Source organism: Pseudomonas sp. BP8 (assembly GCF_017875955.1).
In the GTDB taxonomy this organism is placed as follows: domain Bacteria; phylum Pseudomonadota; class Gammaproteobacteria; order Pseudomonadales; family Pseudomonadaceae; genus Aquipseudomonas.
This window is the reverse complement of sequence record NZ_JAGINK010000001.1, coordinates 676,806-693,584: the sequence shown is the minus strand read 5'-3', so window position 1 is coordinate 693,584 and position 16,779 is coordinate 676,806. Positions and strand designations below refer to the sequence as shown.

The 16,779-nt window shown below is 63.7% G+C and carries 13 protein-coding genes; 7 read left to right on the top strand and 6 right to left on the bottom strand.

Annotated elements, in window-relative coordinates; genetic code table 11:
- Positions 1-274: 274 nt before the first annotated feature.
- The gene (locus tag J3B00_RS03045) at positions 275-568 is read left to right on the top strand and encodes a hypothetical protein (RefSeq protein ID WP_209863509.1); all 294 of its coding nucleotides are present in this window, start codon (positions 275-277) and stop codon (positions 566-568) included.
- A gap of 175 nt (positions 569-743) precedes the next feature.
- Here the strand turns inward: J3B00_RS03045 and ycaC (J3B00_RS03040) are convergent, their stop codons facing one another.
- Positions 744-1,373, bottom strand: a complete 630-nt coding sequence (ycaC, locus tag J3B00_RS03040; RefSeq protein WP_209863506.1) for an isochorismate family cysteine hydrolase YcaC — start codon at positions 1,371-1,373, stop codon at positions 744-746.
- A gap of 293 nt (positions 1,374-1,666) precedes the next feature.
- Here ycaC (J3B00_RS03040) and J3B00_RS03035 point away from each other — a divergent pair, with 293 nt between their 5' ends.
- The 3 genes from J3B00_RS03035 (at position 1,667) to J3B00_RS03025 (ending at position 5,536) form a co-directional block, all read left to right on the top strand.
- Positions 1,667-2,578, top strand: a complete 912-nt coding sequence (locus tag J3B00_RS03035; RefSeq protein WP_209863503.1) for a LysR substrate-binding domain-containing protein — start codon at positions 1,667-1,669, stop codon at positions 2,576-2,578.
- Between the two features lie 116 nt (positions 2,579-2,694).
- Positions 2,695-3,951 (top strand): OprD family porin, encoded by a 1,257-nt coding sequence (locus J3B00_RS03030; RefSeq protein ID WP_209863500.1) that lies wholly within the window; start codon positions 2,695-2,697, stop codon positions 3,949-3,951.
- 1 nt (position 3,952) lies between these two features.
- On the top strand, positions 3,953-5,536 hold the full coding sequence (locus J3B00_RS03025; protein ID WP_209863497.1) for an MFS transporter: 1,584 nt from the start codon (positions 3,953-3,955) through the stop codon (positions 5,534-5,536).
- Between the two features lie 592 nt (positions 5,537-6,128).
- Here J3B00_RS03025 and J3B00_RS03020 read toward each other — a convergent pair.
- From J3B00_RS03020 to ycaC (J3B00_RS03010), 3 genes are all read right to left on the bottom strand, one after another.
- On the bottom strand, positions 6,129-7,970 hold the full coding sequence (locus J3B00_RS03020) for an amidohydrolase (protein ID WP_209874545.1): 1,842 nt from the start codon (positions 7,968-7,970) through the stop codon (positions 6,129-6,131).
- Positions 7,971-8,221: 251 nt separating this feature from the next.
- On the bottom strand, positions 8,222-8,788 hold the full coding sequence (locus J3B00_RS03015; RefSeq protein WP_209863494.1) for an antibiotic biosynthesis monooxygenase: 567 nt from the start codon (positions 8,786-8,788) through the stop codon (positions 8,222-8,224).
- Positions 8,789-8,877: 89 nt separating this feature from the next.
- Complete coding sequence (gene ycaC, locus J3B00_RS03010) at positions 8,878-9,507, bottom strand: isochorismate family cysteine hydrolase YcaC (RefSeq protein WP_209863491.1); 630 nt, start codon at positions 9,505-9,507, stop codon at positions 8,878-8,880.
- Between the two features lie 250 nt (positions 9,508-9,757).
- Between ycaC (J3B00_RS03010) and J3B00_RS03005 the strand changes: the two genes are divergently transcribed.
- Complete coding sequence (locus J3B00_RS03005; RefSeq protein WP_209863488.1) at positions 9,758-11,185, top strand: mechanosensitive ion channel family protein; 1,428 nt, start codon at positions 9,758-9,760, stop codon at positions 11,183-11,185.
- 69 nt (positions 11,186-11,254) lie between these two features.
- Here J3B00_RS03005 and J3B00_RS03000 read toward each other — a convergent pair whose 3' ends face one another.
- Together J3B00_RS03000 and J3B00_RS02995 are read right to left on the bottom strand one after the other, a co-directional pair.
- Positions 11,255-12,541 (bottom strand): FAD-binding oxidoreductase, encoded by a 1,287-nt coding sequence (locus J3B00_RS03000; protein ID WP_209863472.1) that lies wholly within the window; start codon positions 12,539-12,541, stop codon positions 11,255-11,257.
- Between the two features lie 180 nt (positions 12,542-12,721).
- Entirely contained in the window at positions 12,722-14,212 is a 1,491-nt protein-coding gene (locus J3B00_RS02995) for an aldehyde dehydrogenase family protein (RefSeq protein WP_209863469.1), read from the bottom strand.
- Between the two features lie 138 nt (positions 14,213-14,350).
- Here J3B00_RS02995 and J3B00_RS02990 point away from each other — a divergent pair, with 138 nt between their 5' ends.
- Positions 14,351-15,241: a LysR family transcriptional regulator gene (locus tag J3B00_RS02990; protein ID WP_209863467.1), complete on the top strand. Its 891-nt coding sequence runs from the start codon at positions 14,351-14,353 to the stop codon at positions 15,239-15,241.
- Positions 15,242-15,380: 139 nt separating this feature from the next.
- Complete coding sequence (locus J3B00_RS02985; RefSeq protein WP_209863464.1) at positions 15,381-16,775, top strand: VOC family protein; 1,395 nt, start codon at positions 15,381-15,383, stop codon at positions 16,773-16,775.
- Positions 16,776-16,779: the final 4 nt, after the last annotated feature.

Here is a 16,779-nt window from a genome sequence, read left to right as displayed (position 1 = left end):
CTACCCCAAGACCAGAGAAATACCCTACGAAGCCTGTCGATTCCCGTCTGATTGTCCAAGGAAACCATGCCCTCTAGGCTGTCCCGGTCGCTGTCGGTTCAGCGATCGGATGTGGAAATCCGGATGGTCAAGATAGGACTGCTCTTATGGCAGTTGTGCGCGGGAGGCCTATGGCCTGCCGGTTTCCTTCTTGGCCGGTTTTCCACCCCGCGTACAGCTGCCGCCTTCTGTGTGGAAACGGTTGATTGCAGCTCAACTCAAGGAGTTTTCTGCAATGAAAAAAATAGTCCCGGATCCCCCTCTCCCCAACACCACCCAACGCCCCTTCGGCCACTGCGACGCCGGCCATCCCCCCATGTTCACCGTCAACCCAAACATCACCGCCCACGACGCCCTGGTGCATGTCGCGCTGTACCTGCGCGGCGCCTACGCCAGCGGCCAAAAGGCGCTCGCGCATCTGGATGAAAAAGGCCAGAGTCTGTTGTGGGCGAACCTGCATTCGGTCGAGATGGCGGATGGATTGGTCGAGGCGATGCTGGAGGGGATCGAATCGCAGCCCGTGAACTGAGTTTGCGGTGGTTTGCACCGGCCTCTTCGCGGGACAAGCCCGCTCCTACAGGATCGGGGTGCAACTCGAAACCTGTAGGAGCGGGCTTGCCCCGCGAAGAGGCCAGTACTGAACACACACAAAAAGGCCGGCATCCTCAGAAGGATGCCGGCCTTTTTTGCCTTTCAGTCTGGAATTACTTGCCAGCAGTCAACGCGTTGTAGCTGGTCATCAGGTTGCGGTAGTCCGGGATGTGGTTGGAGCACAGCGCGGCCAGGCCTTCGATGTCGTTTCTCCAGTCGCGGTGCAGTTCGCAGGCCACGCCGAACCAGGTCATCAGTTGCGCACCGGCACGGCTCATGCGGTCGTGGGCGGCGTCGCGGGTCATTTCGTTGAAGGTGCCGGAGGCGTCGGTGACCACGAACACATCGAACTCTTCTTCCAGGGCCGCCAGGGCTGGGAAGGCGACGCACACTTCAGTGACGACGCCAGCGATGATCAGCTGCTTCTTGCCAGTCGCCTTCACCGCCTTGACGAAATCTTCGTTGTCCCAGGCGTTGATCTGGCCTGGGCGGGCGATGTACGGGGCGTCCGGGAACAGCGCTTTCAGTTCCGGTACCAGCGGGCCGTTGGGGCCTTGCTCGAAGCTGGTGGTGAGAATGGTTGGCAGGTTGAAGAACTTGGCCAGGTCAGCCAGGGCCAGCACGTTGTTCTTGAAGCGGTCTGGTTCGATGTCGCGGACCAGCGACAGTAGGCCTGCCTGGTGGTCGACCAGCAGTACGGCAGCGTCGTCTTTGTTCAGGCGGTTGTACTTGAAGTTGGTCATGGTCGGTGCTCCAGAAGGTGTTTTGAGGTTGAGTAAGTTGGGTGTTTCGCGTTGATGGGCAAAGATTAAAACCAACACCTTTGGAGCGGTAGATAGCGAAAATTGGCTTTAGCGTTCTATTATGCGAACGATAAATATGTAGCGCCTGTTCTGGCCTCATCGCGGGGCAAGCCCGCTCCTACAGGTTCGGTGGTGTTCATACAACCTGTGAGAACACCACCGAACCTGTAGGAGCGGGCTTGCCCCGCGAAGAGGCCAGAACAGGCAACAGAGCAATACCAGGAGATCAACCCGTGGAAGACCTCAACTCCCTCTACTTCTTCACCCAAGTGGTAGAGCACGGCGGCTTCGCCCCTGCCGGCCGGGCGCTGGACATGCCCAAGTCGAAACTCAGCCGGCGCATCGCCGACCTCGAGGATCGCCTTGGCGTACGCCTGCTGCACCGCACCAGCCGGCACTGCTCGCTGACCGAGATCGGCCAGGAGTACTACCGCCGCTGCCTGGCCATGCGCGTCGAAGCAGAAGGCGCCGCCGAGGTCATCGAACGCAACCGCTGCGAGCCACGCGGCCTGGTGCGCATCAGTTGCCCGACCACCCTGCTCAACTCGCTGGTGGCACCGATGCTCACTCGCTACATGGTCAAGTACCCGCTGGTGGAGCTGTTCATCGAAAGTACCAACCGCCGCGTCGACCTGCTCCACGAAGGCTTCGACATGGCCCTGCGCGTACGCTTCCCGCCGCTGGAAAACACCGACATGGTGATGAAAGTGCTGAGCAACAGCACCCAGTGCCTGGTCGGCAGGCCGTCGTTCCTCGAGCAGCTGCCAGCAGGCTTCGAGCCGCAGGCGCTCAGCGCACTGCCAAGCCTGCACTGGGGCGGCGCCCAGCGTGAATACCAGTGGGCACTGTTCCAGGGTGAAGACATGAGCCGCAGCATCGTCATCCCGCACACGCCGCGGATGGTCACCGACGACCTGTTCGCCCTGCGCCACTTCGTCCTCGCCGGCGTGGGCATCGCCCACCTGCCGCGGGTGGCGGTGCGCGACGACCTGGCCAGCGGGCGTCTGGTCGAGTTGCTGCCGGAGTGGCATCCGCGCTGCGGCATCGTCCATGCGATCTTCCCCTCGCGGCGTGGCCTGCTGCCCTCGGTGCGCTCGCTTATTGATCACCTGGCCGAAGAGTTCGCTGCCAGCGACATGGCCTGAGACGTCCAGCACACGCATACAAGAAGTCCGCCGGGGCATGCGCCACAGTGGAAGCTGAAGAGGGGCCGCTGCGCGGCCCCGGGTTTCTGAAGCCTATCCCCAGAACCGGACTCACCATGCCCCGAGCCTCCAGCAGGATCCCCATCACCCTGCTCACCGCCCTCGCCGTCTGCCATGCGCAGGCCGACGAATCCGGCTGGTCGTTGCTCAGCCGCAACTACCTGCTGCACAACGACTACCGCTCACCCACCGGCAGCGGCCAGAGCTACCGCCAGGAATGGGCTCAGGGTTTCATCGGCGAACTGCGCTCGGGCTTCACCGCAGGCACCATCGGCGTGGGCATCGACGCTCACGCCTTTCTCGGCCTCAAGCTCGACGGCGGCCGTGGCCACGCCGGCACCGGCCTGCTCCCGCGCGACAGCGATGGCCGCGCCGAGTCGGAGTACTCCAGCGCCGGCGCCGCGCTCAAGCTGCGTCTGGGCAACACCCTGCTGCGCTACGGCGAGATGACTGTCGAAACGCCGGTGTTCGACACCGGCGACAAACGCCTGCACCCCGAATACGCCACCGGCTGGCTGCTGGACAACAGCGACCTGCCCGACGTGCGCCTGCAGGCCGGGCGTTTCACCGCGTTCAACAACCAGGACAACAGCTCGAGCCACGATGATTTCAGTGGTGTTGGCGCGACCACCCACGGCCACGCCATCAGCCTGGCCGGCGCCACCTACGCGCCCGACGGCCCGTTCGGCGGCGCGCTGTACGCCTCGCAGCTGCAAGACACCTGGCGCCAGGCCTACCTCAACCTGAACCTGGCCGAGGGCAACTGGCGCTTTGACGGCAACCTCTACCACACCCGCGACACTGGCCAGGCCAGCGCCGGCGCCATCGACACCCTCGCCTACAGCCTGGCCGCCAAGTATCGGCGCGGCGCCCAGGCGCTGACCCTGGCCTACCAGAAGATCGACGGCGACACGCCCTTCGACTTTGTCGGCGGCGACTCGATCTACCTTGCCAACTCGATCAAATACGCCGACTTCAACGGCCCCAATGAACGCTCCTGGCAACTGCGCTACGACCTCGACATGGCCACCCTCGGCGTGCCCGGCCTGAGCCTGATGGGCCGCTATGTCAGTGGCCGCGGCATCGATGGCACGCATGCCCCGGCAGGCGGCGCCTACGTCGGCCAGCAAGGTGACGGCGGACGCCACTGGGAGCGCGACCTCGACCTCAAGTATGTGGTCCAGAGCGGCACCGCCAAAGACCTCAGCCTGTCGCTGTCGCACGTCAGCCACCGCGCCAACAGCGCCCAGGCCGGCGACGACATCGACCGCCTGTACCTGATCATCGAATACCCCCTCAAAGGCAGCTTCTGACATGAGCACTCCCTCCTCCGGCGCCTGGAGCCCCTTGCGCAACAGCACCTTCCGTATGCTGTGGATCGCCACCATCGCCTCCAACATCGGCACCTGGATGCACGAAGTGGGCGCCGGCTGGCTGATGACCACGCTGTCGGCCAGCCCCTTGCACGTGGCGTTGATCCAGGTCGCCGGCTCGCTGCCGATGTTTTTCCTCGCCCTACCCGCTGGCGCTGCGGCGGATATCGTCGACAAGCGCCGCTACCTGCTGCTGGTGCAGTTATGGATGTCAGCGGTCGCCTTGGCCCTGGCAGTACTGACCCTGCTCGGCTTGATGAACGTCACACTGCTGCTCGGGTTGACCCTGGCTCTGGGCATCGGCACCGCGCTGATGATGCCGGCTTGGAGCGCCTTGACTCCCGAGCTGGTAGGCAAGGACGAATTGTCGTCTGCGGTGGCCATTTCCAGCGTCGGCATCAACGTCTCACGCGCAGTCGGCCCGGCATTGGCTGGGGTGTTGGTCAGTCTGGTCGGGCCGTGGCTGACCTTCGCTCTCAATGCCGTGTCGTTCGCCGGGGTGATCGTGGTGTTGCTGCTGTGGAAACGCGAAGTGCAACAACCGCTGCTCCCCGCCGAGCGCTTCATCGGCGCCATGCGCACAGGGCTACGCTTCGCCCGCAGCTCCAAGCCGTTGCAGGCGGTGTTGGTCCGCGCGCTGGCGTTCTTCTTCTGCGCCAGCGCCGGCATGTCGCTGCTGCCGTTGATCGTGCGCGGCGAGATGCACGGCAGCGCGGCCGACTTCGGCATGCTGCTGGCGGCGATCGGCATTGGTGCAGTGGCCGGCGCGACCTTGTTGCCGAAGCTGCGCGAGCGGATCAGCCGTGACCGCCTGGTGGCCATTGCCGCCCTGCTGTATGCGTTGTTCCTGCTGACCTTGGCGCTGGTGCGCAACTTCTACGTGCTGCTCCCGGCCATGCTGCTCAGCGGCGCGGCGTGGATCGCGGTGCTATCCAACCTGCAGGTCGCGGCGCAGACCTCGGTACCCGCCTGGGTACGGGCGCGGGCGCTGTCGGTGTACATCTTGATCTTCTTTGGCGCGATGGCTGCGGGCAGCTTGTTGTGGGGTAGCCTGGCCAGCCATCTCTCAATTACCCAGAGCCTGCTGCTCGCTGCGGCTGGCCTGGCAGCGGGCACCCTGCTGACGCTCAAGGTGTCCTTGCCCACGACCGAAATCGAAGAACTGACGCCGTCGCTGCACTGGCCGGTGCCGGTACTCGATGCTGATGTGGATAAAGAAAGCGGGCCGGTGATGGTGACCGTCGAATACCACATCGAGGCAGCCAAGGCGGACGCGTTTCAGGTGGCTGCACGGGAGCTGGAGGCCATGCGCAAACGCAATGGCGCGCTGTCGTGGGGGTTGATGCGCGACAGTGCCGATCCGTTGATCTGGATGGAGTTCTTCTTCGAGGAGTCGTGGCTGGAGCATCTGCGCCATCACCATCGGGTGACCCGTGCAGAACTGAAGATCGAAGCGCGGGTGCGGCAGTTGCAGAGCGACGGCGTGCCGGTGCGGATTCGGCATTTGTTGGCAGGTAACGCGTAGCGCTTCGGTGAGGGCCTCTTCGCGGGGCAAGCCCGCTCCTACAGGTATCGCGCAAATTTTGAATTCGGCGTAATCCCTGTAGGAGCGGGCTTGTCCCGCGAAGAGGCCGGTACTGTTAATGCAAATCGCAGGGCGCAGCCCTGCCAGCCACCCCATAAATCCGCTGGTAAATAAACAAAGCGAGAGCGCAGCGATTCGCCTGCCGTTGCCCTGGCTGTTGATCTTGATCTGGCTCTTGATCTACCAGCGACTTCAGGAGGCCGAGCGCAGGTCTTGCGCAGGGAGGTGGAAGCCATGGATGGCCGCAAAGCGCTGAGGCCCAGGATGGGCCGTAAAGCGCGGTCCTCCCGGAGCAAGACCGGAGCGAGGGAACCCGCAGCGCAGCGAAGGGCCGGATGCAGGAGCAAGCGGTTTTTGGTTACTTTTTTCCAAGAAAAAAAGTGACCCACCGTAAGGGCGGAAGGGGCCAGAAAAGCCACCCCATCAAATGGATAAGCCCCAACCTTCAAGACCAAGCCCCAAGCCCAGCCGCATCGCCCCCACCAATCCGTGAAAACCCCAAAAAGGGGACCATCAAGGCCCCCGACTCACCTCAGAAAGCGAAGCAGGAACAACCCAACGCCCCCCAGAACCCCTGGAAGTCGTTAACCGGCACACTCGAATGACGCGCCTTCTCATGGCTGTGCGCATGCACCCCACAAGGCCCGACGCACTGGTGTACCGCGGCCGCAAGCGAAGGCGTACCAACGCGCCAGTGCCCCGGCACCTTGGCCACCGGCGACCACTCCGGCAGCACCGGCACCTGCGGAGGCCCAAGTTTGTCGAACTCGCCAGCGCCATACACAACCTTGCCATCAACCAGCGTCAGCACCGACTCGATGCCCTTGATCGCCTCTTCCTCGACACTGAAGAAGTCCAGCGACAACGCCGCCAGGTCGGCCAACTGGCCCACCTTGATCTGGCCCTTCTTGCCCTGCTCACTGGAGAACCAGGCACTGCCCTGGGTAAACAGCTGCAGTGCGGTGTCGCGGCTCAACCCCTCGGGATACAGCTCCATGCCGCCAACGGTCTTGCCGCTGACCAGCCAGTACAGCGACGTCCACGGGTTGTAGCTGGAGACGCGGGTGGCGTCGGTACCGGCGCCGACCGGCACGCCCATGTCGAGCATGCGCTTGATCGGCGGGGTCTGCTCGGCAGCCTTGGCGCCGTAGCGATCGACGAAGTACTCACCCTGGAAGGCCATACGGTCCTGAATGGCGATACCACCGCCCAGCACACGTACGCGCTCGATGTTTTCCGGGGTGATGGTCTCGGCATGGTCGAAGAACCACGGCAGGCCATTGAACGGAATATCGCGGTTGACCTTCTCGAACACATCGAGCATGCGCGTGATGGATTCGTTGTAGGTGGCGTGCAGGCGGAACGGCCAACGCTGTTCGACCAGATGGCGAACCACCGGCTCCAGTTCTTCTTCCATGGTTTGCGGCAGGTCGGGACGCGGCTCGAGGAAGTCCTCGAAGTCGGCGGCGGAGAACACCAGCATCTCGCCGGCGCCGTTGTGCCGGAGGAAGTCGGTGCCACTGTGCAGCTTGACGCTCGACGTCCACTTCTTGAAGTCGTCGAGTTCTTCCTTGGGCTTCTGGGTGAACAGGTTGTAGGCGATGCGCACGGTCAACTGGCCTTTGTCGGCCAGCTCCTGGATCACCGAATAGTCGTCCGGGAAGTTCTGGTAACCGCCGCCGGCATCGATAGCGCTGGTCAGGCCGAGGCGGTTGAGTTCGCGCATGAACTGGCGGGTCGAGTTGACCTGGTACTCCAGCGGCAGCTTCGGCCCCTTGGCCAGGGTGGCGTAGAGAATCATCGCGTTAGGACGGGCGATGAGCATGCCGGTCGGCTCGCCGAACTTGTTGCGCTGGATTTCGCCACCCGGCGGGTTCGGCGTGTCCTTGGTGTAGCCGACGGCCTTGAGCGCGGCGCGGTTGAGCAGCGCACGGTCGTACAGGTGAAGCAGGAACACCGGCGTATCGGGCGCGGCCTGGTTGATTTCTTCCAGGGTCGGCATGCGTTTTTCAGCGAACTGGAATTCGTTCCAGCCACCCACTACACGCACCCACTGCGGGGTTGGCGTGCGCTCGGCTTGGTCCTTGAGCATGCGCAAGGCGTCGGCCACCGACGGCACGCCTTCCCAGCGCAGTTCCAGGTTGTAGTTGAGGCCACCGCGGATCAGGTGCAGGTGGGAGTCGTTCAGGCCAGGAATGACGGTGCGCTGCTTGAGGTCGATGATCTGCGTGGCGGCGCTTTTGTGGGCCATGGCTTCGGCGTCGCTGCCGACCGCAATGAAGCGGCCGTCCTTGATGGCGACGGCGGTGGCGGTGGGCTTCTCACGGTCGACGGTGTGCAGTTTACCGTTGAACAGGATGAGGTCGGCGGTCATGGGGCCTCCTTGAGTGGATGCATGGGCGGAACCGGCGGAACCGGTGAAGGGCAGCGCAGACCAGAGCGCGCCAGCGGCACCGAGCACGGTGCTGGTGGCGAGGAACTGGCGACGGCTCTTGTCGTTGGGGTCCTGGGACATGGTCTTCTCCGTCTGGGTGCGACAGCGGCAGGCGCAACTGCGGAGCATGCCGGTTCATGGGTGACGACGATTGGATCGATGTGCTGGCTTGGAAGAGTTAAGGCTAGCAATCAGCCGCGCAGCCAATTGGCGCAGCGCCGGGTCACCCACGGCATGATGTAGAACACCACCGGGAGGATGACGAAGAGGTTGACGATCAGGTTGCCGAGCACCGGCCCGCCCACCTGCGGGAAGCGCGCGAAGAACGGCGCCAGCAGTTGCGGAATGACCATGGTCATCGGGCAGATCACCAGGTAGGTCAGCAGCGCCTGCTTCCAGCGCGGCGGTTGCGCCGCGGTGCTGCTCGGCGGGGTGAACCAGAATTCGGGGTCTTCATGCACTTGGGTATGGTCGCCATCCTCCAGCAGCGGCAGCACCTCGTTGACCAGCGCCTGACGCTCGGCTGAATTGACCCAACCCTGCAACAACCCTGCATCGGCAAAGCGCACCACGGTGGTGAAGTGGCAGCCACCGCCATCCGGGCGAATCACGTTGACGTCGAGGTGTCCCGGCTGCTGGCGAGCGGTCGACACCGCGCGCTTGAGCCATGCCTCGTACAGCGGCAGCGATTCGGCGCGGGCTTTGTGCTGGATGACCAGGGTCACCACGTTGCGATTGTCTGGAGTTGCAGTGTTCATCGGCGTTCCCTGGGATGAGCGGCGGGCCAGGCCCACTGTGCGGCAGTGGGTCGGCGCTGGATTGGATGGGTGTGCTGTGACGGGGCGGTTTACTTACCGGCGGTCAGGGCGTTGTAGCTGGTCATCAGGTTGCGGTAGTCCGGGATGTGGTTGGAGCACAGCGCGGCCAGGCCTTCGATGTCGTTTCTCCAGTCGCGGTGCAGTTCGCAGGCCACGCCGAACCAGGTCATCAGTTGCGCGCCGGCTTGGCTCATGCGGTCGTGGGCGGCGTCGCGGGTCATTTCGTTGAAGGTGCCGGAAGCGTCGGTGACCACGAACACGTCGAACTCTTCTTCCAGGGCCGCCAGGGCTGGGAAGGCGACGCACACTTCAGTGACGACGCCAGCGATGATCAGCTGCTTCTTGCCAGTCGCCTTCACCGCCTTGACGAAATCTTCGTTGTCCCAGGCGTTGATCTGGCCTGGGCGGGCGATGTACGGGGCGTCCGGGAACAGCGCTTTCAGTTCCGGTACCAGCGGGCCGTTGGGGCCTTGCTCGAAGCTGGTGGTGAGGATGGTTGGCAGGTTGAAGAACTTGGCCAGGTCAGCCAGGGCCAGCACGTTGTTCTTGAAGCGGTCTGGTTCGATGTCGCGGACCAGCGACAGCAGGCCTGCCTGGTGGTCGACCAGCAGTACGGCAGCGTCGTCTTTGTTCAGGCGGTTGTATTTGAATTTGGTCATGGTCGGTGCTCCAGAAGGTGATTTAGGTTGAGTAAGTTGGGTGTTTCGCGTTGATGGGTAAAGATTAAAACCAACACCTTTGGAGCGGTAGATAGCGAAATTTGGCTTTAGCGTTCTGTTTTGTGAACGATGGATTTTGGGAGGCAGTGCTTGCCCCACGAAGAGGCCGGCACTGCCGCAAAACTCTGTTGCTAGTGCACAGGTCCTGCTCTTTACTAGCCGACAGCCCTCCCCCATCCCCGAGACCGCCATGCTGGCTTTCATCCAGTCATATCCGTTGTTGCTCGGCTCCTGCTTGATCCTGCTCGACCTGCTGCTTTGGCAGATAATCCCCCTCCACCGCCAACCCTGGCGCATCGCCGCGCGTCTGCTGACCTTCCTGCTGTTCAGCGCCGTATTGCTGACTGCCGGCATGAGCCCGCTGCAACCGCCGCCCTGGGTCGATGACGTCGCACGCAACTTGCTGGCGACGGTATTGGCGATTGCCTGGTGGCTGTTCGGCGCACGCACGGTGACGGTGGTCTTCGGCCTGTTGCTGGTCGCCCGCGGCAGCCACGGCGGGCGATTGCTGCAGGATGTGCTGGGCGCGCTGATCTTCCTGGTGGCCGTGGTCGCCGCTGCGGCCTATGTGATGCAACTGCCGGTGAAGGGGCTGTTGGCCACTTCCGGGGTGATGGCCATCGTCATCGGCCTGGCACTGCAGAGCACCTTGAGCGATGTGTTTTCGGGGATCGTGCTGAACACCACGCGGCCCTATCAGATCGGCGATTCGATCTCGATCGATGGCACCGAAGGCAAGGTGGTCGATATCGACTGGCGCGCCACGCGATTGATCACCGGCAGCGGCAGCCTGGCGGTGATCCCCAATTCGGTGGCGGCCAAGGCCAAGCTGCTCAACCACAGTCGGCCGGCCGACCGGCATGGGCTGTCGATCAGTGTGGTGGTGCCGGCCAAGGTGCGCCCCAAGCGTGTGTTCGATGCATTGGAGAAGGCGCTGCAGGGCACCTCTGCACTGCTCGACACGCCGGCGCCGAAAGTCTCGGTGAAGGCCTCGACGCTCGATTCAGTCGAGTATGAGGCGAGCGGCTTTGTCGCTGACGCTGGGCGCAAGACCGAGGTGCGTAATCAACTGTTCGACCTCGCCCACCGCCATCTGGAAGCCAGCGGGGTGATGTGGAACGTCGACCTGGCCATGGCGCCGCGCAGCCGCCAGCGTGAGTTGCTGGATGAAGTGCGGGTGTTCCGCTCATTGAGCAGCGAGGAGCGCGACAGCTTGAGCCAGCACATGACGACCATGGAGTATCTGGTCGACCAGGTGATTCTGGGCGTTGGCGAGCGGTCCGAGCATGTGCTGGTGATTGGCAGCGGCGTGGTCTCGGCGTCGGTGCGTGATGGCGAGCGGCTGGTCGAGGCCGGGCGCATGGGCCCTGGCGAAGTGCTGGCGATTGAAGGGTTGGTCGACGACGAGGATTCTTCGGTGGAGTTTCGTACCCTCACCGGTTGCGTGCTGTATCGCATCGACAAGGAGCAGGTGCGCAGCTGTCTGGCCCAGCGCGGCGATGTGCAGACGGCGCTGAACAAGCTGCAGCGGTTCCGCCGGCAGAGCCGGGAATCGCTACTGATGCAGAAGCCTGCGGCGGTGAAGAAAGGTGGGTTCTTGAGTTGGTTGCACAAGTAGCCTGTGCCGGCCTCTTCGCGGGGCAAGCCCGCTACAGGGACCGCGCCGCTAAGAGACCGGCACAGACAACTACAACACCACCCGCAAACACTGTCCGGCGTGGTACAGGGAGAAGCCCGATTCGTAGAACGCAGTGCGCAGAGACGGCGCGCTGACCGCTTTCATCGGCGAGAACGGTAGTGGCAGACTGTCTGGATCATCCTTGAGCAGAAACTCGGCAAACGCCCGGCCAATCACCGTGCCGGTGGTGTTGCCACGGCCGTTGTAGCCGGTGACGGCAACCAGGCCGGGCGCGGGTTCGAACAGGCGCATCAGGTGATCCGGGGTGAAGTCGATGCAACCGGTCCAGTGCATTTCCCAGTCGACCTTGCCCAGCTCCGGGTAGTAATGGCTCTGGATCCGGTCAGCCCAGCTGCGCACGAACCACGCGGGCTTGTTGTCGACCCGGCCCAGGCTGCCGAGCAGCAGGCGGCCCTGGTCGTCGCGGCGAATGCTGCTGAGCACGGTGCGGGTATCCCACGAGCCTTGGCCGTGGGGCAAGACCTTGTCGGCCGCAGCGCCGTGCAACGGGGTCGAGGCGACCTGGTAGTAGTAGCCGCGGAAGTAGTGCTTCTGCAGGTTGCTCCAGTCGCCCTCGGTGTAGGCGCCGGTGGAAATCACCACCTTGTCGGCGCGCACACGGCCATGAGCGGTGTTCACTTGCCAGCCATCGCCTGCGCGCTGCAGGCCTAGCACCGCCGATTGCTGGAACAGCTTGCCTCCCAGTCGCGCGACGGCAGCGGCCAGGCCTTGGGTATACCCCATCGGGTTGATGGTGCCCGCGCGGTGGTCGAGCAGCGCGGCAGAAATCTTGTCGGTACCGCAGTATTCCTGGCATTGCGCGCCGGTCAGCAATTCGACATTGGCGCCGCGGCGGCTCCATTGCTGGTGACGGGCCTCCAGATCGGCGAGGCCGGTGGCGTTGTGCGCCATGTGCAAAGTGCCTTTGTGCTGGGCCTGGCAGTCGATACCCAGGCGCTCGATCATGGCGAAGACTTCGCCAGGGGCGTCACCGAGGGCCTTGTTCAGGCGGCTGCCCTGCTTCTGGCCGAGGGTCGCCTCGACATCGTCAGGGCGAATCCAGGTGCCCGCGTTGACCAGGCCGACGTTACGGCCCGAACCACCGTGGCCGATTTTCCAGGCCTCCAGAAGTATCACCGACTTGCCCTGTTCGAGCAGGTGGATCGCAGCGGACAGGCCGGTGATGCCAGCGCCGATCACGCAGACATCCGCCTTGTGCTCACCGGCCAGGGCCTGGGCGGCGACGGTCGGCTTGGTGACGTGTTCCCACAAGCATTGTTGACGCAGTTCGGACATGGCCGGCTCCAGCAGTATTGTTCTTATTGCGGGTGCATCTGAATCTTTTGGGCCTCTTTGCGGCCCATTCGCGGGACAAGCCCGCTCCCACAGGTACAGCACAGGTATCTGAAACTGTGATGTACCTGTGGGAGCGGGCTTGCCCCGCGAACCGGGGGCAACGCCCCCGGCCATGCAGCATCAGTCGAACACGATACCCTGCGCCAGCGGCAGCTCGCGCGAGTAGTTGACGGTGTTGGTCTGGCGACGCATGTAGCCTTTCCAGGCATCGGAACCCGACTCACGACCACCGCCGGTTTCTTTCTCGCCACCAAACGCGCCACCAATCTCTGCACCGCTGGTGCCGATATTGACGTTGGCGATGCCGCAGTCGCTGCCCGAGGCGCTCTGGAAGCGCTCGGCTTCACGCACGTCGGTGGTGAAGATGCACGAAGACAGGCCCTGTGGCACTTCATTGTTCAGGCGCAGCGCCTCTTCGAACTCGTCGTAGGCCAGCACGTAGAGAATCGGCGCGAAGGTTTCGTGACGCACCACATCGCTTTGCGCAGGCATCTCGGCGATAGCCGGCGAAACGTAGAAGGCATTCGGGTACTCGCCCGCCAACTGACGCTCGCCGCCAAACACCTGGCCGCCCTCGTCGCGGGCCTTGGCCAGCGCGCCTTGCATGGCGTCGAACGACTGCTTGTCGATCAGCGGGCCGACCAGGTTGTTTTCCCGCGGGTCACCGATGCGCACCTTGGCGTAGGCGGCTTTGACCCGGGCAACCACTTCGTCCTTGATCGAACGGTGGACGATCAGCCGACGCAGGGTGGTGCAGCGCTGGCCGGCGGTGCCGACGGCAGAGAAGAGGATGCCGCGCACGGCCAGGTCGAGGTCGGCACTCGGCGCGAGGATCATCGCGTTGTTGCCACCCAGTTCGAGGATGCTGCGGCCGAAGCGCGCGGCAACCCGTGGGCCGACTTCGCGACCCATGCGGGTGCTGCCGGTGGCGCTGACCAGTGGTACCCGCGGGTCATCGACCAGCGCTTCGCCGGCTTCACGGCCGCCGATCACCAACTGGGCCAGGCCCGCAGGCGCATCGCCAAAGACTTTCAGGGCTTTCTCGAACAGCGCCTGGCAAGCCAGGGCGGTCAGCGGGGTCTTTTCGGACGGTTTCCAGACCACGGCGTTGCCGGCGACCAGCGCCAGCGCGGTGTTCCACGCCCACACGGCAACCGGGAAGTTGAAGGCGCTGATCACGCCGACCACGCCCAGCGGGTGCCAGGATTCACGCATGTGGTGGCCTGGGCGCTCGGAGGCGATGGTCAGGCCGTACAGCTGGCGCGACAGGCCGACGGCGAAGTCGCAGATGTCGATCATTTCCTGCACTTCGCCCAGGCCTTCCTGGGTGATCTTGCCGGCTTCGACCGAGACCAGCTCGCCGAGGTCGGCTTTGTGTTCGCGCAGTACTTCGCCAAAGATACGCACCAGCTCGCCGCGACGCGGGGCCGGTACGGTGCGCCAGGCGTCGAAGGCGGCATGTGCCTGGTCGATGCGGGCGGTGGTCTCGGCCTTGCCGAGCAGCTTCACCGTGGCGATCTGGCTACCGTCGATCGGGGTGTGAACAGGGTAGTCGCCCTGGGTGTAAGCCTCGGCGGCAACGCCAAGGCGCTCGAGCAGTGCAGCAACCATTATGCTTCTCCTACATCGGGTGAAGGGGTGGTAAAGGTGATGTGGATCAGTATTAATCCGATCACATCAGTGCAACAAACGACCTTTATTCCGCATATCATTCCGTCAGGTCATGATCCCTTTGCCATAGAGACTGCTATGTCCAAACGTCTGGTGCCGTCGATGACGGCCCTGCAGTGCTTTGAAGCCGCAGCCCGTCACCTGAGCTTTACCCGCGCAGCCGAAGAGCTGCACCTGACCCAGAGTGCGGTCAGCAAGCAGGTGGCGCAGCTAGAAGAGATGCTCCGCCACCATCTGTTCCTGCGCATCCGTCGGCGCCTGCAACTGACGCCGGCCGGCAGCCTGTACCTGGCCGAGGTGAACAAGATCCTCACCCAGGTCGACATGTCCAGCCGCTACGTGCTCACTTACGGCGAGCAGACCGAGATATTGAAGGTAGCCACTCAACCGAGTTTTGGCGTGCGCTGGTTGATTCCGCACCTCAAGGGCTTCGGCAAGCGCTACCCGAACATCCACCTGGACATCCGCAACGAACAAGAGCCGTTTTCGTTGCTGCAGGGCTCGGCCGACGTGGTGTTCTTCTTTGGCCAGGGCACCTGGCCGGGGGCGACCTGCGTGGAACTGTTCCGCGAGGAAGTAGTACCGGTGTGCGCGCCGGAGCTGCTGCAGGGCGCCACGCTGACGGATGCCGGGGCGCTGGCGGAGCTGGTGCTGATGCAGAGCACGTCGCGGCCGGAGGCCTGGCATGAGTGGTTTCTTGAACAGGGGCTGCATACCGACAACAGCTACCGCGGGCCGCGCTTCGATACGTTCTATATGGCGCTGAGTGCGGCGCAGGCGGGGTGTGGGGTGGCCTTGGTGCCGCGCTACCTGGTGGAGAAGGAGCTGGCTGATGGCAGCCTGGTGATTGCCTGGGATCATGCGATGCGCAGCAATGGCGCGCATTACCTGGCGTTTGCCGAGCATGCGGCAGAGGTGCCCAAGGTGCGGGCTTTGCTGGAGTGGACCCGGGAGCAGCTGTTGGCTTGAGAGTGCTGGGGCCGCTGCGCAGCCCCAACACAGGCAACATCGATCTAAAAGGGAATGACACCTCTACTTTTTTTCGCTTGTGGCCCAAGTGCATTCCCCGCTTTCATGTAGTGGTCCACTTATCACCAGGAAGCTAGCGATGCCCGCCCACGATTTCGTCAGCCCAGACAGCATCCGCGCGCAGTTCTCTGCCGCCATGTCGCTCATGTACAAACAGGAAGTGCCCCTCTACGGCACGCTGCTGGCGCTGGTGAGCGAAATCAACCAGCAGGTCATGGACACTCAGCCCAAGGTCGCCGAGGCCCTGCGCTGGACCGGCGAAGTCGAACGCCTCGACCAGGAGCGCCATGGCGCCATCCGCGTCGGCACCGCCGAAGAGCTGGCGACCATCGCCCGCCTGTTCGCGGTCATGGGCATGGCCCCGGTCGGCTACTACGACCTCAGCTCGGCCGGAGTACCGGTGCATTCCACCGCGTTCCGCGCGGTGCACGAGCAGTCGCTGCACATCAGCCCGTTCCGTGTGTTCACCTCGCTGCTGCGCCTGGACTTGGTCGACAACCCACAACTGCGCGCACTCGCCGAAAGCATCCTGGCCAAGCGGCAGATCTTCACCCCCCGGGTGCTTGAACTGATCGCCCAGTGCGAGCGCGACAACGGCCTGAACGCCGCCGACGCCGAGGCTTTCGTCAACGAGGCGTTGCACACCTTCCGTTGGCACCAGGACGCGACGGTAACTGCCGAGCAGTACCAGCAACTGCATGACCAGCACCGGCTGATTGCCGATGTGGTGGCGTTCAAGGGCCCGCACATCAACCACCTGACGCCACGCACGCTGGACATCGATGCGATTCAGCTAGGCATGCCGGCCAAAGGCATTCCGCCGAAGGCCGTAGTCGAGGGGCCGCCTACCCGTCGTCACCCGATCCTGCTGCGCCAGACCAGCTTCAAGGCCTTGCAGGAAAAAGTCGCCTTCAGCGACCAGGACGGCAGCGAAGGCAGCCATACCGCGCGCTTCGGCGAGATCGAACAGCGCGGTGCGGCGCTGACACCGAAGGGTCGTCAGCTCTATGACAAATTGCTGGATGCCACCCGCGCAGCACTCGGCGGCGTGCCGGCAGAAGCCAATGCCGAGCGTTATCGGGCGCTGCTGGAAGCGCAGTTTGCCGAGTTTCCCGATGACCTGGCGCAGATGCGTGAGCAGGGGCTGGCGTACTTCCGTTACTTTGCCACCGAGAAAGGCCTTGCCGCGCGTGAGCAGGCGGATCGCCCAACCGATCTGCAAGGCTTGATTGATGCGGGGCATGTGCACTTCGAAGCGCTGGTTTACGAGGACTTCCTGCCGGTCAGTGCGGCGGGGATCTTCCAGTCGAACCTGGGTGATGATGCTCAGGCCGAGTACGGCAGCAACGCCAATCGCGAGGCTTTCGAGGCGGCGCTGGGGCTGCAGGTGCAGGATGAGTTGGCGCTGTATGCGCAAAGCGAGCGGCGTTCGCTGCAGGCGTGTGCGCAGGCGTTGAACCTGGGTGCGCTGTAAGGCT

What these genes read in the sequence shown, in the direction of transcription:
- ycaC (WP_209863506.1), bottom strand. Translation starts at nt 1,373, where the DNA reads ATGACCAACTTCAAGTACAACCGCCTGAACAAAGACGACGCTGCCGTA.
- J3B00_RS03020 (WP_209874545.1), bottom strand. Translation starts at nt 7,970, where the DNA reads ATGACCGCCGACCTCATCCTGTTCAACGGTAAACTGCACACCGTCGAC.
- J3B00_RS03015 (WP_209863494.1), bottom strand. Translation starts at nt 8,788, where the DNA reads ATGAACACTGCAACTCCAGACAATCGCAACGTGGTGACCCTGGTCATC.
- J3B00_RS03005 (WP_209863488.1), top strand. Translation starts at nt 9,758, where the DNA reads ATGCTGGCTTTCATCCAGTCATATCCGTTGTTGCTCGGCTCCTGCTTG.
- J3B00_RS02990 (WP_209863467.1), top strand. Translation starts at nt 14,351, where the DNA reads ATGTCCAAACGTCTGGTGCCGTCGATGACGGCCCTGCAGTGCTTTGAA.
- J3B00_RS02985 (WP_209863464.1), top strand. Translation starts at nt 15,381, where the DNA reads ATGCCCGCCCACGATTTCGTCAGCCCAGACAGCATCCGCGCGCAGTTC.
- ycaC (WP_209863491.1), bottom strand. Translation starts at nt 9,507, where the DNA reads ATGACCAAATTCAAATACAACCGCCTGAACAAAGACGACGCTGCCGTA.
- J3B00_RS02995 (WP_209863469.1), bottom strand. Translation starts at nt 14,212, where the DNA reads ATGGTTGCTGCACTGCTCGAGCGCCTTGGCGTTGCCGCCGAGGCTTAC.
- J3B00_RS03025 (WP_209863497.1), top strand. Translation starts at nt 3,953, where the DNA reads ATGAGCACTCCCTCCTCCGGCGCCTGGAGCCCCTTGCGCAACAGCACC.
- J3B00_RS03045 (WP_209863509.1), top strand. Translation starts at nt 275, where the DNA reads ATGAAAAAAATAGTCCCGGATCCCCCTCTCCCCAACACCACCCAACGC.
- J3B00_RS03030 (WP_209863500.1), top strand. Translation starts at nt 2,695, where the DNA reads ATGCCCCGAGCCTCCAGCAGGATCCCCATCACCCTGCTCACCGCCCTC.
- J3B00_RS03000 (WP_209863472.1), bottom strand. Translation starts at nt 12,541, where the DNA reads ATGTCCGAACTGCGTCAACAATGCTTGTGGGAACACGTCACCAAGCCG.